Raw genomic sequence first — 22,596 nt, forward strand, 5'->3', positions numbered from 1 at the left:
ATTTTGAATTTGACCGTATTAAAGCCATTCATTTTGAGTGGCTTTTTGCATTTATCCAGTTTACGCAGGAAGATAAGTGCGATTTAATAGTTTTTCACTCAGCCAAATTGCAGCATGTTAAGGGAAGGAAATGAGCAGTCATCCCGTACAAAAGAAACGCGTTTTATGGATAAATCACTTCGTCCCCTACCCACCAAAAGGTGGATTACTTATTAGAACACATGGGTTACTGGATAAAGTACTTGATGATCACGAGGTTACCCTGTTGTGTCTGGTGCAACCCAGGTTACTGGCCCCTTACTTCGAATCTGTGGAAAAAGGATTATCAGAGGCCAAAGAATTTTTTGAGAGCAGAGGTGCTCGCATCCAGTTTTTCTCAATGGACAATGAAAAAACCAAGTGGCATCGTTTGAAGACGGCGGGTTTATCGCTCATAACTGACAATCCTTACTCGGTGAACTGGCTTCACAGTGCGGCACTCAAAGCAGCAGCTAATGAATTAAATTATGACAGTTTCGACTACATCCATGTTGATACGATGGGCTTGTTGGGCAATTTAGGGACCACACTACCGGCAGACAAGACAGTGGTGAACCACCACAACGCTGAGCACACGATGATGGAACGTCGGGCTGAAAAAGAAACCCAATGGGCTAAAAAACGCTATTATGCAATTGAAGCGAAAAAAATTGGCCGTTTCGACGCACAGATGATGCGTCATTATCGAAATCATATTGTCTGTTCGCCAGAAGACAAAAATGCGTTAAGTAAATTAGTACCCGGGATGAACGTTGACGTCGTTCCCAATGGTGTAGCCTTCAAGCATGAGGTGGAACGCACCCCGCAAGTGGGCAAATTGCTGTTTATCGGCGGGCTTGACTGGTATCCGAATCATGATGCTATTACCTATTTGCTAGAAGCTGTTTGCCCGCTTATTAAGCAACATAATATACCCATCCACATAGACATCATCGGTAAGAACCCGGCGACGTCTATTAAAAATATGGCAAGTCGATATGATTTTGTCACCATACACGGATATGTTGACGATATTAATGTTTTTTATCGCAATGCCCAGGCCTTTTTATGCCCGTTACGTGATGGGGGCGGCACTAAACTTAAAGTGCTTGATGCGATGAATTACGGATTGCCAGTTATAGGTTCGGACATAGCATTTGAAGGTATTACTGTCACGCACAATGAAAGTGGATATGTAGTGAATTCGACTGAAACGCTTTTCAAAACCCTTTGTGAACTAGTGCAAACGGATAAAAATACGGAGTCTATTGGCCAAAAAGGCAGACAGCTTGTGGCAGAAAAATATGACTCTAAAACAATTTCGGAACGTTATTCTCATTTAATCAGCGAATATAATTAATTTGCCAGAATAGAAGAACTGGTGCTAGTGTGATTAACAGGATATATTCACTTAACGCTACTGATTAGCAAGGTTTCTTGAACTAAAAAGTGTGCTTACTTGTTTCGTATCATATTTTCCAAATCGTTGTATTTTTCTTTTAATTAGAGAAACGTGAAATTAACGCTATACTTTTTTTAGCAGTAACAGTAGCAATCCGAGGACGCAGTAGTAAAAGAATGGTTTCTAAAGATAAAATGCTTGGTTCCTTGTCACGGAAGTTGAAAACCAGCAGCATAGGCAAACTATATAGGAGCTATCGCCAGTATGGCGAGTCGAAATATATTGCCCGTCACTTTTCAAGTTATCTTGAGCCCGTCATTGCCTCTTCAGCGTCACTGGAAGAAGTTTCTTACCGTATCCGTCATAACGTTTACTGTGATGAACTAAAGTTTGAAGAAATCAGAGACTCGGGCATGGAAACCGATGAATTTGACGATTACTCTTTGCACTGTCTAATCAAGCATTCTACAACGGACGAATTTGCAGGCACGGTGAGATTAGTACGTCCCACAGAAGCAGGGCAAGAACTCCCAATCGAAAAGTACTGTATCTCGTCAATTAACAATGATTCGTTGAACCCGCGAAATTTTAACCGTAAAAACATTTGTGAAATATCGCGCTTGGCCGTTCCCAGAAGATTCCGTCGACGGGAAATGGATAAATACGATGGCGCTGCAGTAGGTGTCATTAATCAGCAAACCTATTCAGAGATAGAACTTCGTTGTTTTCCTTTTATTGCCGTTGGATTGTATTTTGCCGCAGCAGCCACCGCCATTGAGCGAGGCGTGCAGCATGCCTACGTAATGATGGAGCCCAGGCTCGCCAGAAGCATGAGTTTTGTCGGCATTAAATTTGAGCAAATTGGGCCGGTTATTGACTACCACGGTCGCCGCGCACCTTATTATATCAACCAGCCACTATTGCAGAGCAGCTTGAAGCCTAACTTTGCAGTCATGCTGCATCAAATACGCGAACAAATCAGAAAGCAAGGCGGCTCATAGGCCTCAACCTTGGCACGCCTGTTGGCGTAATTACAGGCAGAATCCCTCATCCTGACTAACTAACTAGTTCGAAATATCTATTAGTTAATAGAAATGCCTTGTCTGCTAATTAAAGCTAGCGGCTATTTGAAACCCCTTGCAGGTAATCAATAATTTCTTGTCTATCTTCATAGCTTTTTACACCAGGAAAATGCATCGTTGTGCCCGGTGCAAAGCCACTTGGATCCTCCAGAAATGCGTGTAACCTTTCCTGTGACCAGGTCCCGTCCAACGATTTTAGCGCGTCAGAATAATTATATCTGTCAGTATGGCGCGCGATGTCGGCTCCAACCACACCCCATAAGTCCGGACCTATCCCATGACTTCTATACCGCAAATTATGGCATGCAACACACTGACTAAAAACAGATTGGGCTGGTGTTAAAATAGACACTTTGCTTAATCCGTCCCACGTAAGTATTTCCCCACCGTCTAACGAAGTAAGATCGCGAACTTTTGAGTCTACCTTAATTTGTTCAATTGCAACGGGACGATCCTCGAACAGTCTGGTTCTAAAGAGACTAAGTCCACTGCCTAATCCATTCAAACTTGCTATCAGTAAGTCTCCTTGCCAATTCTCAAACAAATCGCTTTTGTAACAAATCAGGTTGGAAATACCGATGGAGGGTGTCCAGGCGTAGAGGGGTTTGACACCATTTAAATGCTGGCCAGTTTCGCCAGACATGGTTAGCACTTTTTTTCCGTAATCAACTCCGAAGCTACTCTCAGGCCATCCGTAATCATTACCTTCAATTAATAAATTAAGCTCATCGCCACCAAACGGCCCGTGTTCTGTTAAATAAACTTTGTCATCACAGTTCACTAAACCTTGAGCGTTTCGATGTCCCTTAGAATAATTTGTAACCTGGCTTGTCGTGAGATCGATTTTGAACGTTTTGCCATATGACGACTGCTTAAATTCTGCCAGCGGAATTAATGGTTCGGCTTTAAAACTTCCAATGGTAAACAGTAGTTCGTTTGTAGAAAGTCTTAAAAACCTTCCCCCTGTTTCATTGTTAGCAATGTCATGATTTACACACGGAAGCGATTCAAAAATCAGCTCACCGTCGAGTATTTGTTCGCTTTCGAGCAAACTCAACGGCGCTTGGCTAACTCTGATTGTAAAACACTGGTTTTCCCGAGACCAATAAATATAGCTATAAAAGAGCGTATCCAGATCCTCTAAAAAAATGGCGTCAGCGATCCTGTACCAACGATTTGGTGAAGGTGCATACTTTTTATACTCATCTAAGCCAAATTCTATTTGCCCAAGCTTTTCAACGTTTTCTATCTGGTTACGCGCGTTAAATTTAGCAACAATGCCATTTCCTGTAACCAATAAATATTCGTTTCCAACATTCCCCGCTATCGCTCCGCCATCCTGATAGTTTTTTTGCTTGAAATGATAAGTCTCAATTTTAATGTCGTGAAGCGAACTAAAAATATACTTCGCACTGTTATTTCCATCAGTGTCTTGATTGAAATTGCTGAAATTTACGTGCGCCAAACTGACTCCAGCGAGCACCACCAGTGCCACTGTTGATACAGCTACTAGCTTCTTACCATTGAGAACGGCAATTAACATGATGCTCACGGCAATCGCCGTACAGATGATAATAAATGTCTTAGACTTAAAGGTGGGATTTAGTACAAGCAAAAGAACAAAAAATAGTGAGAAAGTCACTAATCCCTGTATCAAAACTTTTGAAATAACACTGTATTTGAGTAGCAAGGGCCTGATGTTGTACGCGACTATTCCAGCAAAAAAAGAACAGGCTATGGCCGATAAAAATAGTATTTGTGAATCCGTTATTTTTCCTCCCTGATAACCTTGAAGGTACACATAGAGAAACACCAAAGAAATTAGTAAGAAAATTGAGGATAAAAACTTCACAACGGTGCAACCCTTTAACATTACTTTTTTTTAATGTTAACTGCTTAAAATTTACTTTACAAACTTTTTACATTGTGAATCTGAATTAACTCGTGGATAGTGCAATATCTGTCATGCTCAGCTTTGAGTATTAGATTCGCCGCCCCTTGCAGTACCAGAGTAAGTGCTTAACAAATCTAGCAGTGCCATTTTTCTTGCGGATTGAAGGATATATTACAATCATCCATACACATCAAGTGGGATAAATAGAATGGCTTAATCGCGTTGGTAAAAGTTGTTTAACAGCTCATTAAATTCCTGGCAGGATGAGCAAAGACGTTAGAGAGGTGAAGTCATCGTGATTCAATCATGAATCCATATTACTTCACCAGATCAAATCACTTAACTGGAATAATGCTATATACCGAAATTACAGTTGTGTAACCCCGCATCTAGACTTGATAATATTCTCGATACCATTTGACCAATTCATTAACGCCTTTTTCCACTGATACACTGGGGGTATATCCTGTAGCGTTCTGCAATAAGGTTACATCAGCGTAGGTATCAGGAACATCACCCGGCTGCATCGGTAACATTTCTTTTTCTGCTTCAACACCCAGCGCATTCTCCAGGGTTTCGATAAACTTCATCAGATGCACAGGCGTCTGCGCGCCGATATTGTAAATACAATAAGGTGCTTTACTCGAAGCAGGATCCGGTGATGTCCCTTGCCAATCAGGATTACTCTGCGCGATATTATCCAGTGCATGAATTACACCAGAAACAATATCGTCAACGTAGGTAAAGTCGCGACGGTGATTCCCATAATTGTACACCTTGATAGGCTCACCCGCTAAAATGGCCTTGGTGAACTTCATAGGCGCCATATCAGGTCTTCCCCATGGACCGTACACGGTAAAGAAACGCAGACCAGTAGTTGGCAGCTGGTACAAATGACTGTAGGTATGAGCCATCAGCTCGTTGGACTTCTTACTGGCGGCATACAAGCTTACCGGATGGTCAACATTGTGACGTTCGGAAAACGGCATTTCCTCGTTCGCGCCATACACTGAACTAGACGATGCGTAAACCAGATGTTCTACATTGTTGTGCCTGCAGCCTTCCAGAATATTCATGAATCCCACAATATTGGAGTCTATATAGGCGTGTGGATTTTCGATTGAGTACCTGACACCAGCCTGTGCGGCGAGGTGCACCACGCGATCGAACTCCTGCGTTTTAAACAGCGTCGCCATTTTTTCTCGATCTTCTACTCCCATCTCGACAAATTGAAATTTATCAGCAGCGAAATTTTCCTGAATGGAATTGACCCGGGCATGCTTTAACGACACATCGTAGTAGTCATTCAAATTATCGATGCCGATTACAGTATCATTGCGTGAGAGCAGTTGTTTGCAAACTGCGGCGCCGATAAAACCCGCGGCGCCTGTAACGAGAATATGCATGTAGCTCCTTAAAGCCTTTCGTCTACAATCTTTTTATCGAAAATATATTTGAGATCAAATACCAACGCGCCATCTTTTTTAAGTTCAGCCAGCCCGTTAGCGCCTAATGCTTTAAACTCATTATGACCCACACCTGCAATAACCACGTCATATTTACCTGGCTCGGGCTTATTAACTAAATCCAGATCGTACTCATGTTTGACTTCGTCAGCTCTGGCCCAGGGATCCCAGATATCCAGATTGACGTTGTAATCCTGTAATTCGTGAGCAATATCCACAATTTTCGAATTTCGAATATCGTGACAATTTTCTTTAAACGTTATCCCCAGCAGAAGCACATTGGCGCCGCTCACCTTAATATCTTTTTTGATCATCGCTTTAATCAGGCGATTTACTACGTATTCACCCATTCGGTCATTAATACGTCTGCCAGCGAGAATGACATCTGGATGGTGACCCACTTCTTCAGCCTTATGTACCAGGTAGTATGGGTCGATGCCGATGCAATGGCCGCCGACCAAACCTGGCCTGAAGGGTAAAAAGTTCCACTTGCTGCCCGCCGCTTCCAGCACTTCTTCTGTATCGATGCCGATGCGCTCGAAAATCATGACAAATTCGTTGATCAAAGCGATATTGAGATCGCGTTGCGTATTTTCGATTACTTTTGACGCTTCAGCCACCTTTATCGATGATGCCTTATGGGTACCGGCTTTAATGACTGACTTGTAAAGATTATCGACACGCTCAGCGACCTCCGGTGTACTTCCGGAAGTGACTTTTACAATGCTCGAGAGTTTGCGGGTTTTATCACCAGGATTAATTCGCTCTGGACTGTAGCCTGCGTAAAAATCCTGATTTAACTTTTTACCTGATACTTTCTCAATGACTGGCAGGCAGACTTCTTCGGTTGCGCCCGGGAACACGGTGGACTCGTACACCACCACAGTGCCTGGCTGCATATATTTACCAATGGTTTCACTGGCCTTAATTAAGGGGGTGAAATCAGGCTGTTTGTTCTGATAAATAGGTGTCGGAACGGTTACGATGATGACATCACACTCGCTCAAAGAATCTGGCTCAGAAGAAAAGGATAAGTGTTTAGCCGCAGCTAACTCTTCTTTGGACACTTCCTCAGTTAGATCGTCCCCTTCCTGAAGTTGTTTAATTCTTTTCAGATTAACATCAAAGCCCAACGTTTTGTCATTCTGTCCAAATGCAACCGCAAGGGGCAATCCAACATAGCCTAAACCGACTATCCCAATCTTTTTAAAATCATGTGCCATAGCATTAACTACCAAGAAGAATGTTGTGTGATTTTTGTCAAAAACTGCCAAAGATAATGTCACAGTTTATCCGGGATGGAAAATCTTAAACCTACTAAGTGCAGTATTTTTTTGTTCTAAACTTAACGGATGCAGCAAGTAAAAGATCACAGGGTATAAAAAGAAAGCGAGTTTGATATCCGGCGGGTTCGGCCGTAAATCACACTGGCCCGTTTCTGTTACGGTGATCTAAAACTTTTTCAATGAAACGAACAGTCAGCGCCTGTATACTTCGGACATATCAGAAAATGCCACTGTCAAAAAATTTAACACTCGTACTTCTATCGGTTTTCAGGCCCTTGGAGGCGTCGGTGTCAGGCAAAAATAAGCGTAAGGAGCGTTATGTTTAACTATCAAAAAGCTTTTTCCCGAAATATTGGTTGGGTAACGCAAGCAGAACAGGAAACATTACGTAACGCACGCGTTGCGGTTGCAGGAGCCGGTGGGGTCGGCAGCTTACACATGCTCACACTCGCCAGATTAGGGGTGGGTGCGCTCAATATTTCTGATTTTGATCAATACGATATCCATAATTTTAATCGCCAGTTCGGTGCGTTTATGTCAACTCTTGACCAAGACAAATGCCAGGTGATGGACACGATGGTCAAGGACATTAACCCGGAGATGCAGGTAAAGCGTTTTCCAGAGGGTATCAATGAAGCAAATGTTGACGAATTTCTAAAGGATGTGGATCTGTATATCGACAGCCTGGACTTTTTTGCCCTCGCGGCGCGCAAGCTGGTATTTAAACGATGTTATGAACTCGGTATCCCGGTGGTGACCGCGGCACCACTGGGAATGGGCTGTGCACTATTGTGCTTCATGCCGGGGCAGATGACCTACGAAGAATATTTCAGATTTAACGATAAGCAAAGTGAAGAAGAACAGCTAATTCAGTTTCTTATAGGTTTATCACCTGCCATGCTACAACGAAGTTACCTAGTTGACGACTCAACCGTAGATTTTAAAGCTCAAAAAGGCCCATCAACCGTCATGGCGGTGAACCTGTGCGCGGGAATGGCCGAATCCTATGCGTTGAAAATATTATTAAACCGCGGCCCTATCCTCAGCGCCCCACATGGCCTTCATTTCGATGCATATCGCAATAAGCTGGCAAAAACATGGCGGCCAAAGGGTAACAGGGGCTTGTTACCACGAATTATGTTTAAAATTGCCAAACGAATCGCACTAAATCCAAAATAATGTCGGCTTTTTTTACAGATCACGAAAAACAAAAAAAGATCAAATTTATTTTTTTAACTATTTCAATGCTTTAAACATTTGGCATACGCTATGCACTATGTAAATCGGGGCGTAAAGCAATTAAATTTTTCGAGAGAAAAAGGAATCTTAAGAGTATGAAAAAGTTAAATCTAATCGCAGCAGCAACTGTTTTAACTGCAAGCACTTCAGCTTACGCTGATCCAATGATCATTTCTGAGTGGTCTTTCGTCAATGAAGCTGGTTTTTTTGACTGGACAACAAGAGGTAACGGCACCAACTCTATTAGTTCTTCTGGTGATAGCTCAGACGGTGGCACTTCAATTTTATCTAGCGGTGCGCTTCCTGACAATCTTTGCTGGGGTGACCCTGCAGGCGGCAGCGGCGGCAATCAAAGCTGTCTAAGCATCAACTCTCCGGTGAGTAATAATACTACTCAAACGTGGGATGAAGACGGCATGATGACTGACCTCAACGGTGGCGCTCCTCAGGGCAACGTTATGACTGTTGGTATTGACGCAGACTACACTTCTGCGTTCAAACAAGGTACAGCCGTAAAACACGACAACTTCCCTATCACTGGTGAATTCCTGGATACGGTTTCTATCCGTGATGGACTTAAATTAACAGCAGCAGCTCCTGCTGGTGTAGAAGTTCTGGCTCCTGAACTAGAATTCATGGTTGATTTCTGGGAAACGCCAAACGCTGGTCTTGATGCAGATGGTACATGTCCATTCGGTCCTGCGGCATTTACTGCAGGTTCAGTAAACGAAAATGGCTGTTCTGATATCTTTAACATTGTTGGCTTCGACGGAGCTGGTGACCTGAATATCGTTGCTTCAGGTGATGGATTCATCGACTTCTCAGTCAAGTTCCAGGTTTCTGGTGTTGACGCTTCTATGTACCACAGAGACTACGAGTTAATTACTCGCCTAAGTGGTCTTGACGTAACATTTGACAACAACGGTGTTGGCTTCGTTACCCGCGAAAACGGTGTAAACATTTTGAATGCTCAATTTGCGGTTCGCGCGATTGATGCACCAGAGCCATCAACTCTAGCTGTATTTGCGGTGAGCTTACTAGGTCTTGCTGGTTTCTCTCGCAGAAAATTTAAATAGTGATTTATCAGCAGACAATTGGTCTGTGATAACTAACTAACTTAAAACCCCGTATTTTACGGGGTTTTTTTTTAACTCTATGATTCGTAAATTATTGATGTCGATTATTTGTGCGCTTAGCCTATAAACTGTACTATTATAAAAAGAACGATTCGCTTAAATTATAAACAGAATAATAAAGCGGAACCAAAGGAATGAAGATGCAGTTGAAGCAAGTGAATTCACTTGCATCCCATTATAAGGACGTTCAAGCAGGCCCATTTTTAAGGAAAAATTGTGGAACAAAAAAATCAACACCTGCCCCAAATAATACTTCATATCGGCCGACACAAAACAGGCACCACGTCGATTCAAAGTTTTCTGGCGTTAAATGATGAACGGTTAGCTTCGGAGTATGGTATTTACTACCCCGAAATTGGTCGAGACCCTCGCTTTCCTTATCACCACCCTTTATTCATGCCCATTGTTGAAGAAAACCGCGCAGTCGATCCCTTACACGTTAAAGCAATATGTAATGAAGCTATCAAACGAGGATGTGACACTATCCTTTTGTCATCAGAAATGCTCTCTCGGTCAGGGCTTTCTGACCATCAATTGAAGCTTATGCGTGATTCCTTTCCAGGTCACGAGGTTAAGCTAATTTTGTATTTTCGTCGCCAGGATCTTTTTATTGAGTCAAGATACTCAGAGCAAGTGAAGCGTGGCTTACTCGCCGCACCGGATACCATCTCAGATATTGAGCGCACAAGCCTGAATTACTTTCAGTTCGCAAATCGGTATCAAGCCGTGTTTGGCAAGGATGCGTTAATTATTCGAAGTTTTGATAAGGACAAGGCGGAAGGTTTGATTGCAAGTTTTCTTTCTATAATGAATGTACCGCTGACGAAAACCTTTCGTTTACCCGCTAAAACATTAAATACGCGTTATCCGTGGCGATATATTGAAGTGATCCGACGAATCAATAATGTGAAATACGCACGGTCTCTCGTCATTAATAGATATAGCCGTTTTGTCATTTCGAAACTGTCTTCATGGTTTCCCAAATTTATGGACGAACCAAAACCACTTACGCCAGAGCAGAGAAACCAGATTCTGGAAGATTACCAAAACAGTAATCAGCAACTTTCGCGCGAGTATTTAAATGAGAAAAGTTTATTCTAAAGAATTCATGTGGAAACTAGAGGCTCCGATCTAGCATACATAAAAGTGTGCACCGAGGACACCTCTTTAATTGGCGGTGCTAAAACCATCCTGCACAGCGCCAGCGCTATGCAGAATTGAACACTGACTTATTTGTTTCTCGTTACGGAAGAAAATCTGGCTTTTGATCCCAAAGTTGCCAACCTAAAAGGAAAAATCGCATATCTTCATCGAAACCGCTATTTGACCAGCCCAGGACATAACCATGGTCGAAATAATTTTGTCCTTGTTGATAGGACTTTTCTGAAGTGTTGAGATGGATCAGTTTCCACGCTCCGTTGTCCACCTTTTTCCAGATTTTGTAACCGCCATCCTGCGCGGTAGCTGATGTTGAACGTTTGCGCTCAATCACAAATTCAACTACTTTTCCGTTATCGGCGGGATCAAAACAGGCGGACTCTTCACGATTGAAAAAGGTATTTCTCGCTGTAGTACTTTTGTGCCAATCAGTTCCAATAATGGTAGGTCGGCAGTATCCCACTCCCATTGTACCATCATGATGGGGCGTGATGGCTTGCGTTTCCAGGATCATGCCTGCGTTTGCATAACGCCCCTGCCATTGGGCAGAAAGTTTATTGTTATAGGTTAAAAACCTGCTGGAAACGGCAACAAAATTTGCCCCCGTTGTCTTGTTTTGAATAAGCCTTTCACTACCCCAGTTCTTAGAAAAACGTTCGTAAAAGTCGACAATGTATAATATATCACCCTCTACAGAGTGCACTTTTGCGGTTACACCCTTGTCGTTTTCTATGGCGTCTCCTTTATTCCACTTTGTTTCATCCAGTAGTTCAGGAGCGGTAATTTTAGTGATGGCACGGTGATAAAAATTAATTGGTTGGTAAAATTTGAGGTATTCCCATGTATTTTGAACTGGTTTTTTAATTTCGTAGCGCCATTCTGAAGTCGCATCTTTATTAGGGCCACCGCCCGCAAAGAAAAACTTTACGCCTTGCAAATCAGTATCAGGTACGGGTTGAATGTTGTGATGATCATCATCCCACTGAACAACGCTATTCCCATTTTGGGGTGACTCGCCGGCGTTAAAATCCCATGAGGCCAGGGGTGCAGCGACTTCACACTGTTCAAATTCGGTTGCCGATATAACACTGGAAACAATTGAAAAAAGAAAAAGCAGTGCAAGCTTGCTTTGACTTCCGTGCCATTTAAATGTTGCTTTTTTTATCTTACCTAATTTCAAGTGGATCCCCTCTTTACCGTATCTGCACTCGTTATGATTTATACTAACCCTTATATAAATGTGCGTAAACACAACATGCGTATTACGCGCAATAGCGGTGTATGTAACGTGCCATCAAATATAGGATGAAAGTCTGGCTTTAAACTTTAATGGGGTATTGCTAATGTCATTGTGAACGCCTATGCGAACGAGCTGGTGTACATCACACCCTACCCTGTTGTGGCCTCGTTTTGTGGTAACCGCGTTGGCGTAATGTTGTCTGACTAATGCAAGTGCGCTATCACTGTAGTCGCCATTGGGAAAACAAAAGCTATGCGCATGTTCATTGCTTATCTCCGACAAAATACTTTTACTTTCAACAATTTCAGCAGATAGTACAGATTGGGGTAGTCCTTCAATCAAACGCATGTGTTTACGCGTATGGCATCCTACCGTAACCCCATATTCCTGCTGCGCCTGTGAAATTTGTGACTGGCTCATCATCTCAACCTGATGCATGCCACTGGACGAAATATTGTTCAGGGCGGCATAAATTGTCTGGTCACTATGTTGTTTGAGGGTTTTAATGCATGCGGCCGCCTCATCTCTTGACAAGGGTACGTTGGGTTGGTGATTTAACAAATTCAATAAGTCTGACCAGGTTTCATCAGGCTTGCTGTTCTCGTCTAATAACAAGCGTAGCACCTTATTAGGCCAGAATGGTGCAGGCTGAGCCAGGTAGTCAGTAACGACATAAAGTGTCGAAACAAATTTATATTCTTTTAACACTGGAAATGCATATTCGAAATTGTCCAACCAACCGTCATCAAACGTTATGGCAATAGCAAGTTGTGGCTTATCTTTGTCATCTGAATTAACCCAGTCATCAACGGTTAACACTGGAATACGCTCGTTTGCAAGAACCTCCATGTGCATTTTGAATGTTGAATCCGTTACCACCATTCCGGGCTCTTCAAAACGATAACGCGGGTCATTTGCGGGAAGTACCCGATGATACATAAGTATGATGAGTTTTTTATCTCCAGCTTTTGCAAGTTGCCACCCAACGGTACCCGCCAGACTTTGCAAACATTTTTTGATTAACTTTTTCATTGCCACTAGCCCCCCAAAAAATATTTCTTCAATTCGTAGCGGAAAGGGCCCATATCATCCAGTCGGTTTACCTCGTGCTTGCGCCCGGAAAGTCTTGGCGTAAAAAAGCGACCAATATGTAGCAACTTATCCTTGATAGACTGTTTCTTGTCTCGCATATTCAGATAGAGATTGTCCAAATCGCCCAATAGCCATCGTAACTGAACACCTTGTTTGAAAGCAGTGGTTAAAGGTACATCAGCATATTCACCATCGAATAAAAGCTCAGGAAAATTGACACCGGCGTCTATTGATAGTTGTAACGACCCCCACAGCCGGGTGTTAATTTCCATCAGATAGGGCGTCCCGTCATCCGCAACCTTAAATTCAACCATGGCCACACCATGCCAGTTAACAGAGTCCAGCAGTTTTGTAGCGAATTCTTTAACCTTGGCGTCGGCAGCAACACTTTCACTCAATACGCTCACGCCTCCTGAAGGCGGTTTTTCTCGAAGTCGTTTGTGAGCAAAAAACGCCTTTGCTTCACCGTGTTGATAGTAGCAAAACAGGCCGGCTCCCTGTCCTGCGATGTATTGCTGTAGCATAAACGGATGGTTGAAATAGGCGTGTTCAAGGGCTTTGTTAAACTCAGCCTCAGTATGAACAATATGAACCTGAGTGCTTTGCCAACGATTGTTTACCAACACTTTTGACAGTGCAGGCTTTAGCACACAAGGATAATCTAGCGCATGTGTATCTACCGCGCTTGCATTCGGGTAAACCCGTGACTCGGGCACAGGGATCGCTAACGATTTGGCTAACTCTACTAATTGATTTTTGTCGCTCAGAGCCAGCACTGTATCAAGTTCCGCAAACGGCAATTTGACCGACGGAAGTTTATCTCGATTTTCCAACAGAGTGCGACTGCTAACCTCGGTTACGGGCAACAGGAAGTCGATCTGCTTGTCATCAATGATGCGCGCTAACCAGGTAATAAACTGTTCGGTGTTTTTAACCGGATCGGGACTACAAAAATACGAAGAAGAATATTTGGATGCGCCTGCCAAAGCTTCGGGTGTGGAGTCAGTAGTATAAACGGTAATATCTGAGCGCTTCCCTAAAGATCGTGTGGCCGCTAACGCACTTCTTTGTTGCGCATCAAAAATTAATACTGATTTTTTTTCCATCGGAATACAACTTTGCCTAGTATGCAGCAGCTATTTTGCCTGATATGCTTTGCTACAAATTTAAATACAGTGTTAGATTACTCAGGCATTATGCCTGAATTTTCATTTTATGACTTATAAGATTTTACATTTAATTGACACCACGGGGCCTGGCGGTGCTGAAGAAGTTTTCATTGCGCTGGCAGACCGGATCAGAACCGAAAACGTTGATTCTGTGGTGGTTATACGTGGCGAAGGCTATGTAGCTCAAAAGTTGCGAAAAAAAGGCCTCGAGCCGATTATTATCGATTCTAAGGGAAGCTTCAATTTCAAACTGATCAGAGCATTGTGCAAGATAATTAAGCACGAAAAAGTCAACCTGATTCAATCGCATCTTTTAGGCTCAAATGTTTACGCTAGTATTGTCGGCCTGGTTATGCGAATACCCGTAGTAGCTACCTATCATGGTATGGTGGATGTATCGCCAAATGAGCGCTTTAAAAAACTAAAGCTGTGGTTCATGCGCTCGGGTATTTCGCACTTTGTGGCCGTTAGCCAGTCGCTAAAACGAAAAATCGAACAGCACAATTTGCTGGTCAGTAGTAAAACGTCCGTAATATACAACGGTGTCGATGTACAAAAATACCAGGTAAACAGGAACAACACGTTGAAGCGTACGCTTGGTATCGCTAACTCAACGTTTCTTTTTGGCGCACTTGGCAATATCAGGTCGGCGAAACGTTATGATTTACTGCTTGAAGCAACGCATTTATTGAACCAATGGGGACTTGATGTTGCGGTGGTAATAGCTGGAGATCCTAAAGCCAGTTTACGAACTAAACTGGATGAGCAAATTGCCCAAAATAACATTCAAAATGTTCATTTTGTTGGCTTTATAGAGGATACACCCGACTACTTGAACAATTTGGATGCGTTTGTACTTACCTCAGATGCAGAAGGCTTTTCAATCAGTACGATTGAAGCAATGGCCTGTGGCTTGCCTGTGATATGCACAAAGTGTGGGGGGCCTGAAGAAATTATCAGTAGCCCAGAACAAGGCTCTCTGGTAGACATCGATGCAACAAGCATCGCAGAAGCCATGCGTAGTACAATTCAAAAAAAGGCAGAAGATGAAATTGTGATCACTTCTGCGATAAGCCGCGTAAACTCTGCATTCTCTTTAGAAGCTATGACAAGACAATATAAAGCTTGTTACTATGCCGTAGATAATGCGTTTCCGCAGTGATATTTCAAGCAGAAAGTAGACCACTATAGATGTTAAACGTTTCACAAAAAATAGCAGATGAATTTGGTTCCAAGCGTGGATTACTTCGTTTTTTAGTCTTTGGAATAAAAAACTCATTTGGCCACTACAAAAAAGCAACGAAAGTAGATTTACGTGATGTCCGGCGTCTGGTCTTTATTTGTAGTGGAAATATTTGCAGAAGTCCGTTTGGAGAAGAGGTAAGTAAAGTCAATGACTTTGAAGCGGTATCCTATGGTCTGCACTGCCGGGGGGGGGATCCTGCATTTGAAAAAACACTACATTTCTCCAAAGAGCTCGGTTACGACTTGCACGCCCATCGCTCTCAGCATATTTCAAACTACGAACCGAAAACAAATGATCTACTTGTAGTAATGGAACCTGCGCATTTACTGGAACTGGAGAGACTGTTTCCAGAGAGTAAAAAAGTATTAATTGGGATTTTGTCAAGTCAGCGTACTGTTTATCTGCATGACCCCTACAATACGAATGACTACTTTTTTCTCAAATGTTTACGAAGCATCGAAATTGCTACCAAAAAGCTTATTACGCAAGTTGGTAATCAAAAATGAAGCAAGTTGCATCCTATTCGTTGAACGACTTATTCTTTCTACGCATTAAAAATTTATGGTCATACTTTAAGAGCGAAAGCCTGGCCTTTAAATGTATTTCGATATATTTATTCATTGAGTTTTTCAGACCGCAATCCATATTCCCTATTTTAGATTTTGCCCCCTGGGCGCAAATATTTCTAATCGTCAGTCTTCTTGCCAGCTTTATTGACCCTAAGGCATCGCTGAAAATTACTGGCATGCATATCTTGGTGCTGTTATTTGCCGCCGCAATACACCTTTCATTTATGGTCGCTCATTACATCTCCTGGTCACAGGAAAATTACATATTTTTTGTTCAGTGGCTGGTGGTCATGTTCATATCCACGGCAGTGGTAACCACAAAAGAGCGCATTTACATTTACTTTATCGTCCTTTTTCTCTGTTCTTTAAAAATTGCCATTGGCACGGCCAAAATATGGGTTTTCAGAGGGTTCAGCTTTTCATCATGGGGGCTGATGGGGCCGCCAGGCTATTTCCAGAATTCTGGTGAGCTGGCCGTACTCATGCTGGTTCTTTTCCCAATTGGCTATTACCTCTATTCTAGGTACAAAGGAGAGGTGAGAACGTGGGAAAAGTATGCCCTGCTTGCCGCAACCATATGCCCCATCCTGACTATTCTCGGAAGCAGCAGCCGCGGAGCGCAACTTGCCCTGCTAGTGCAAATTACGCTGATGTTCTGGCGCAAGATTTTCAAGCCCAAATATCTGATTCTAATCGCATTGGTAGGCTGGATTGGTTGGAGCGTGTTGCCTGCTGAACAAAAGGAACGATTTACGTCTATTGGCGAAGATAAAACCTCTATACAGCGCATGCTGTATTGGGAGCATTCCTGGGATATTATGAAGGAATATCCTGCCTTGGGAATTGGTTATTTCAACTTCATTCCCTATTACACGCGGCATTTTCCTGAAGATATTCTGTATAAAAAAGCTGAAATGCCACACAATATATTCTTTCAAGTAGGCACCGATGCAGGCTTTATTGGCTTGTTCTTCTACCTGTTAATTATTATTGCCTCTTTGATAAGGCGACTTCCGATAAAAGCAGGCATGCGACATGAAAGTGACGAATTTTATGTCATTCTCTGGAAAGCGTTTAAACTAAGTATATTGGGCTTTGTAATAGCTGGGCAATTCGTTACCATCGGTTATTACCCCTTTCTATGGATTCTGATAACCTTTCAAACGTGCATCGTCATTGCCTACAGGCATAACTTCAAACCTTCAGCAGTTAATGAAAATGGAATCAAAGCGTACTAAAGGAAAAGGTTTTTTACTTGGCGTATCAGCAACACCGATTCGTTTTCGCCACGAAAAGGACTTTAAAAATAGCGTTCAATTTAGTGGCGCTGTTCTACTCTATGATGGTGACTACTCAAAGAATGTTATGGTTCAACCAACCGAGCAAACTCTCCTAATCTACAAAGGCGATCGCCATCTGTATAAATCATTTGCAGGGAGTCTTGGCGAATTCTGGCGTAAGCCAGTCAATGAAATAGCGGGTACATTGGTAAAGTTTTGTGAAAGTGAACAAAAATTAGAAGTCAGAACAGATTTTTTAGGCTCAGAGCCACTTTATTATGCAGTTATCGAAAATACATTTTGGATTACTGACAGAATAGATAACTTTTCTCGTTTCTTTTCGTTTTCTATCGATCTTCAGTCTGTCTATACCTTTATGACAATCGGTTCAACCGTTTCATCAAGAACGGTTCTAAAAGACGTTTTGCAAACAAATGAGTTATCTACCCTAACCTTCGACAATGCTACCAATGCATTAACCATAGACATGAGTCATCATTGGAGTGCAGAAAAAGACGCAGACGTACCTGCGCTAAAATCCTCGCTAAACTCACGATTGATGGAGGTGCTGTCAGATACACCTGAATCGTCGCTCATGCTCTCAGCAGGCTGGGATTCACGCGTCTTATTAGCAAATCCTAAAAATATTCGGTGCACCTACACACATGGCGACCTTACCAGCCGAGAAATCGACATCGCGTTCCGTTTAGGCAGGTCACTGCAGGTTCCGATGAACTTTTTGCCTCTGGAAGAAACTGAGTTTGGCGCGGACGCCAACCAAACAATGCTTGATTTAAATGGACACTGCCTATTCCCTCATTGGCTTAAAGCCAGTCAGTTCTTGAATTCGCAGGCTGCACTGCCTATAACATCAGGCATGTTTGTAGAACATTTTTCTGGTCATTATGGTCTCAATATTATCCCTGGTCGTGGCAGAAAAACGCGTACTATCAACTCATTACTCTTTCCCGCCGTTTACGAAAAAATTGCCAATGATGAAGCTGTAAATTTGCTGACACCATTACTTGCCAAAGGATTTGACTCGCTACCGTGGTTTTTTGCTGATGACGTAGATTTTGCGCAAATTCAAAAAGAGTTCAAGCACAATGTAAATGCCTGTCTACAATCTTACTCCGATACTGGCACTAACGGGATTCATGAGCTCTGCGAACGGTTTAAAATGATGCACGTAGAACGTCAGTTCATGGCCAATCAAACTAAAAGTGCTGGTGCATTGTCTGGCTATCATCACCCTTATGTCGACGGGCGCTTTTCTCAGGCAGTTTTACAGTTAAAATACAAACATCGAATCGGTTATAAACTGAGTCAGGAATTTGTACAGCTCAATAAGCCTGAGCTTCTGAGTACCCCCCTGGCGGCAACGTTAGTATCGGCTAAATCACCAATTGTGCTGCAAGAAGCCAGTCGATTCGCGCGTATCACCGGCGAATTAGTGTATAAGAAAGTGTTGAACAAAATACCGAAAGGTCTGGGTTGGAATAATTTTCAATTTCTTAATCAAACCGGTGTATTCCATGATTATATTGATGCACTCCGGCATCCTGTTTGGGATAAGCAGAAAATGCATTCTTTTGTAGATCGCTGGATCACTTCAGACCGAGATGCTTATACACTTGTGCAAATGCTTGGCCGGATCGCAACAGTAGACTACCAAATTAAGTGCATTTGATGTGGAAATTTCACTTCTTCAGATGGTACAGTCGTGTTGTATGGGCAATCGAGACACGATAACCAGGGGCACGATGAAGTGAAGACGTTAAAGGTTGGTTTTTTAGTCGATGGATTGAAAGTTTCATCTTATATCCATGATTTAGTGAAGCATGTTTCTGATTGCCCGCAATTTGATGATCCTGTAATTTTAACCGGACACTGCCTCCCTGCCCAGCCTAAATCACTTAAGGACAAAATCAGGTCGGCGTTTGAAGATAAAAAAATCAAAGATATGCTGCAATCAAGAGCCATTGACTACTTGATTGGGCTTACACGAAAGCTCGAACGCAAAAATTTAAAGAAAAATAAGCCCTGCCATTTTAATACTTTTAATCTTGAAAGTTTCAGTGAGATCAGTGTCGTAAAATTAGAAGGCGAATGGTCAAAGTCAAAGCTGTTCTTGAGTTTTAGTCCGCAACAAGTTCAAAAAATAAAAGGACAAAATCTGGATTGTATTATCCGTTGCGGCTCTGGAATACTCAAAGGGGATGTACTTGAAGCATCAACGTTTGGCATTCTTTCATTTCATCATGGAGATAATCGCGTAAACAGAGGCGGGCCGAGCGGATTCTGGGAAGTTTTGTATGACCAACCCAGTAGTGGCTTCATAATCCAACAGCTTTCAAATGAGCTTGACGGAGGAAAAGTCCTGGTTCGCGGTAACATAATGACGCGTTCTAATTGGATGGAAAACAACGCGGTCTTGCTTATCAAGTCAAATTTCTTTATGAAAAAATTACTTGATGACATCGCAAAGAACAGGGCGTTACCTGAAGAAGAAGATCCGAGTTTACACGACCATCCGTTACTCAAATTAGACAGTGTTACGCCAATAGTAAAGTATCTGTATAAGGTTCACGCCAAACTGGTCAAACAGCGGGTGATGAGCAAGCTATTCGGCCCTGATATTGTCAGGTGGAGCGTCGCTTTCTCAGCCCATGATAATTTCAAGAAGTCACTCTGGCGGTATAAGGAAATCGAAAATCCCGATGGCCGGTTTTTAGCTGACCCGTTCGTGTTTACCCATAACGATAGAACGTTACTTTTTGTTGAAGATTATTTTTATGCTGAACAAAAAGGCAAAGTGTCGGCATACGAAATCGTAGAGGGCGAATTAGTAAATCATGGGGTCATATTGGAAGAACCTTTTCATTTATCGTTTCCGTTTGTTTTCGAAGCCAACGACAAGGTTTATATGATACCAGAGTCTCATTCGGCGAACGAAATAAGACTTTATGAGTGCATTGACTTTCCGCTCAAATGGCGCTTTAAAAAAACGCTGATGGATAACGTGTCTGCGGCAGACACGATGCTGTTACAAGACAACGACCGATGGTACATGTTCACCAATATCTGTAGTGCCGGCACCTCCGATCATCACTCTGAACTACACATATATTGGTCAGAACAATTTGATAGTCAGTCGTGGACACCGATATCAAGTGGCAACCCGGTTATTTTTGATTCAGAAAGAGCGCGTAACGGTGGCTTTTTTAAACATAACGAGTGCCTCTTCAGAATTAACCAGATACACGATAAAAATCATTATGGAAAAGCGTTTGGTATTAATAAAGTCAGTAAATTAAGTGCGGACGAATACGTTGAGACCCGCGTTAAAGACGTATATCCCAATTTCAAACCTGATTTGGATAGCACGCATCATTTTAATGCAAATGAAACAATTGCGGTAATCGACTACTGTCGAAATGTAAAATATAAAACGGTGAAAAAATAACGTCTTTCTGCCTCATCAGTGGTCTGACATTTAGTTATTTTTAAATTTGCACGATGGGCAATACAGCATGGTAGAGGCCAAAATTAATGAATTACCCCACTTCGGATGAAGGTAGAGGCTTTTTAATTTGTATATCGGAACAATCTCAAACTTGTCGACTTCATTTTAAAAATAGTAAAAGTTGGGCAAACGCTTCACTCTATTCTCAAGAAGGTTATTCAAAGAATGTGATAATCAATGCCGACGACTCTGGTTTTATAGTCTATCAGGGAGACCGGCACTTTGGCGCACCACCCTCAACCTATCTGACCGACATAAGGTCTTGTGATGCTGACACACTGGTGGGTACTCGCATCGTATATTCAGCCGAGTCAGGAAAGTTAACCATTCAATGTGATTTTCTGGGTACCGAACCAGTTTATTACTGCCACCAGAATCAATCGCTATGGGTTACAGATAGAATTGAAAATTTGACGCGTGTCGTTTCCTGTACAAAAAATCCAGTTCAAATCTATACCTCTGTTATGAATGGCGCGACGATTGCCGATAATACGATATTTAACGAAGTAAAGCAGACTCGACCACTGCAAAAAATCACATTTGATTGTGCGAATAATAGAATATCTGTTGATCATGGCAACAGCTGGTCAAGTGATCCTGACGCTGATGTGGCTCAACTTTATCGGCAAATTGACGACCGATTGTTCGCGGTACTTCAAGCGAGCCCGCACACCAATCTGATGCTTTCAGCTGGTTGGGATTCAAGAGTGTTGATGGCTGATTCCGCTAGAATCAAGCAAACTTATACCCACGGTGATTTGACCAGCCGTGAGATAAAGATTGCTTTCAAACTTGGTAGCTCTCTGCAAGTGCCCATGCAATTGGCCACACTGGAAGAAACCCCTTATGGGGCAAAAAACGCGTTGGAAATGTTACATAACAATGGCCAATGCTACTTTCCCCACTGGTATCATGCCGCACAAAAATTAGCTCGGGTAAGCTCGCTGCCATTAAGTGCGGGTTTGATGGTTGAACATTTTTCAGGCCATTATGGGGTGAATAGCCTACCCGGAGAAGGGCGTCTGATGCGTCTTTTTCATTCAATGGTATTGCCAGATAAGTTTGACAACATTGACAACAATAGTGCTATCGATTTCTTAGCCCCCCGGTTAGCAGATGGGTTTAAATCACTGCCCTGGTTTTTTAATGAAGACGTCAATTTTAGTGATTTAACAAACGATTTCACTGACGACGTTCGGCATAGCCTATCCGAGTATGTTGGGTTTGGTACGAGTGGTATTCAGGAGTTAAGCGAGCGATTTAAAATCGAGCACTCGCTAAGACAATATTTCTCGATGCAGACCAAGTCTGCCGCAAACCTTTTCGGCTACCACCATCCGTTCACCGACTCGAAACTGGCACAGCTGGTGCTCACTTTAAAATATCGACATCGAATCAACTATAAACTTAGCCGACATGTGGTTAAGTCGCGCGCACCAGAGTTACTTGAATTGCCCTTAGCCGCGACGTTAGTTAAAGCCAGCTCTCCTATTATTATGCAGGAAGCGAGCAGAGCGGTGAGAGTAACTGGTGAGTTAATGTATTCAAAATTGACAGGTAAGCTGCCTAAGGGGTTAGGGTGGAACAATTTTCAATTTTTAAATAGAACTTCCGCTTTTCACGAATACGCTGATATGTTAGTCGATGACATTTGGGATAAACCAAAAATCCACCGATTCTTGGAAAATTATAGCAAGTGCAATGCTGAGGCGTACTCAATTTTGATTTTGCTGACCAAAATGGTTACGACTGACTTCAGACTACATCCACAACAGTATCAGTAGAGTTGTTTA

Annotated in this window: 17 protein-coding genes; 11 read left to right on the forward strand and 6 right to left on the reverse strand. The window is 42.5% G+C overall.

What is annotated here, in order from left to right; genetic code table 11:
* Positions 1 to 130: 130 nt before the first annotated feature.
* Both HCJ96_RS03260 and HCJ96_RS03265 read left to right on the forward strand, forming a co-directional pair.
* Positions 131 to 1,378, forward strand: a complete 1,248-nt coding sequence (locus tag HCJ96_RS03260) for a glycosyltransferase family 4 protein (RefSeq protein WP_169209616.1) — start codon at positions 131 to 133, stop codon at positions 1,376 to 1,378.
* A gap of 218 nt (positions 1,379 to 1,596) precedes the next feature.
* Positions 1,597 to 2,421 (forward strand): PEP-CTERM/exosortase system-associated acyltransferase, encoded by an 825-nt coding sequence (locus HCJ96_RS03265; RefSeq protein ID WP_169209617.1) that lies wholly within the window; start codon positions 1,597 to 1,599, stop codon positions 2,419 to 2,421.
* A 115-nt stretch (positions 2,422 to 2,536) separates the two neighbouring features.
* Here the strand turns inward: HCJ96_RS03265 and HCJ96_RS03270 are convergent, their stop codons facing one another.
* The 3 genes from HCJ96_RS03270 to HCJ96_RS03280 form a co-directional block, all read right to left on the reverse strand.
* Positions 2,537 to 4,354: a PQQ-dependent sugar dehydrogenase gene (locus HCJ96_RS03270; protein WP_169209618.1), complete on the reverse strand. Its 1,818-nt coding sequence runs from the start codon at positions 4,352 to 4,354 to the stop codon at positions 2,537 to 2,539.
* A gap of 431 nt (positions 4,355 to 4,785) precedes the next feature.
* Positions 4,786 to 5,802, reverse strand: a complete 1,017-nt coding sequence (locus HCJ96_RS03275; protein ID WP_169209619.1) for an NAD-dependent epimerase — start codon at positions 5,800 to 5,802, stop codon at positions 4,786 to 4,788.
* An 8-nt stretch (positions 5,803 to 5,810) separates the two neighbouring features.
* Positions 5,811 to 7,085: a nucleotide sugar dehydrogenase gene (locus tag HCJ96_RS03280; protein ID WP_169209620.1), complete on the reverse strand. Its 1,275-nt coding sequence runs from the start codon at positions 7,083 to 7,085 to the stop codon at positions 5,811 to 5,813.
* 381 nt (positions 7,086 to 7,466) lie between these two features.
* On the opposite strand from HCJ96_RS03280, the gene HCJ96_RS03285 reads away from it, so the two are divergent.
* From HCJ96_RS03285 to HCJ96_RS03295, 3 genes are all read left to right on the forward strand, one after another.
* On the forward strand, positions 7,467 to 8,327 hold the full coding sequence (locus HCJ96_RS03285) for a ThiF family adenylyltransferase (protein WP_169209621.1): 861 nt from the start codon (positions 7,467 to 7,469) through the stop codon (positions 8,325 to 8,327).
* 155 nt (positions 8,328 to 8,482) lie between these two features.
* Complete coding sequence (locus tag HCJ96_RS03290; protein ID WP_169209622.1) at positions 8,483 to 9,463, forward strand: THxN family PEP-CTERM protein; 981 nt, start codon at positions 8,483 to 8,485, stop codon at positions 9,461 to 9,463.
* Between the two features lie 276 nt (positions 9,464 to 9,739).
* Positions 9,740 to 10,624, forward strand: a complete 885-nt coding sequence (locus tag HCJ96_RS03295) for a hypothetical protein (RefSeq protein ID WP_169209623.1) — start codon at positions 9,740 to 9,742, stop codon at positions 10,622 to 10,624.
* Between the two features lie 142 nt (positions 10,625 to 10,766).
* Here the strand turns inward: HCJ96_RS03295 and HCJ96_RS03300 are convergent, their stop codons facing one another.
* From HCJ96_RS03300 to HCJ96_RS03310, 3 genes are all read right to left on the reverse strand, one after another.
* Positions 10,767 to 11,861, reverse strand: coding sequence for a hypothetical protein (locus tag HCJ96_RS03300; protein ID WP_169209624.1), 1,095 nt, complete (start codon positions 11,859 to 11,861; stop codon positions 10,767 to 10,769).
* A gap of 114 nt (positions 11,862 to 11,975) precedes the next feature.
* Positions 11,976 to 12,953, reverse strand: a complete 978-nt coding sequence (locus HCJ96_RS03305; protein ID WP_169209625.1) for a polysaccharide deacetylase family protein — start codon at positions 12,951 to 12,953, stop codon at positions 11,976 to 11,978.
* Positions 12,954 to 12,958: 5 nt separating this feature from the next.
* Positions 12,959 to 14,119 (reverse strand): carboxylate--amine ligase, encoded by a 1,161-nt coding sequence (locus tag HCJ96_RS03310; RefSeq protein ID WP_169209626.1) that lies wholly within the window; start codon positions 14,117 to 14,119, stop codon positions 12,959 to 12,961.
* 109 nt (positions 14,120 to 14,228) lie between these two features.
* Between HCJ96_RS03310 and HCJ96_RS03315 the strand changes: the two genes are divergently transcribed.
* From HCJ96_RS03315 to HCJ96_RS03340, 6 genes are all read left to right on the forward strand, one after another.
* Positions 14,229 to 15,344 (forward strand): glycosyltransferase, encoded by a 1,116-nt coding sequence (locus HCJ96_RS03315; protein WP_169209627.1) that lies wholly within the window; start codon positions 14,229 to 14,231, stop codon positions 15,342 to 15,344.
* A 29-nt stretch (positions 15,345 to 15,373) separates the two neighbouring features.
* Entirely contained in the window at positions 15,374 to 15,934 is a 561-nt protein-coding gene (locus HCJ96_RS03320) for an arsenate-mycothiol transferase ArsC (RefSeq protein WP_169209628.1), read from the forward strand.
* Positions 15,931 to 17,235, forward strand: a complete 1,305-nt coding sequence (locus tag HCJ96_RS03325; protein ID WP_169209629.1) for an O-antigen ligase family protein — start codon at positions 15,931 to 15,933, stop codon at positions 17,233 to 17,235. The genes HCJ96_RS03320 and HCJ96_RS03325 overlap by 4 nt, the downstream gene beginning before the upstream one ends.
* On the forward strand, positions 17,216 to 18,967 hold the full coding sequence (locus HCJ96_RS03330; protein WP_169209630.1) for an asparagine synthetase B family protein: 1,752 nt from the start codon (positions 17,216 to 17,218) through the stop codon (positions 18,965 to 18,967). The genes HCJ96_RS03325 and HCJ96_RS03330 overlap by 20 nt, the downstream gene beginning before the upstream one ends.
* Positions 18,968 to 19,000: 33 nt before the next feature.
* Entirely contained in the window at positions 19,001 to 20,743 is a 1,743-nt protein-coding gene (locus tag HCJ96_RS03335; protein ID WP_169209631.1) for a glucosamine inositolphosphorylceramide transferase family protein, read from the forward strand.
* Between the two features lie 227 nt (positions 20,744 to 20,970).
* Entirely contained in the window at positions 20,971 to 22,587 is a 1,617-nt protein-coding gene (locus HCJ96_RS03340; protein WP_169209632.1) for a hypothetical protein, read from the forward strand.
* The last annotated feature ends 9 nt before the right edge of the window (positions 22,588 to 22,596 follow it).

Source organism: Alteromonas ponticola, assembly GCF_012911815.1.
Taxonomy (GTDB): domain Bacteria; phylum Pseudomonadota; class Gammaproteobacteria; order Enterobacterales; family Alteromonadaceae; genus Alteromonas; species Alteromonas ponticola.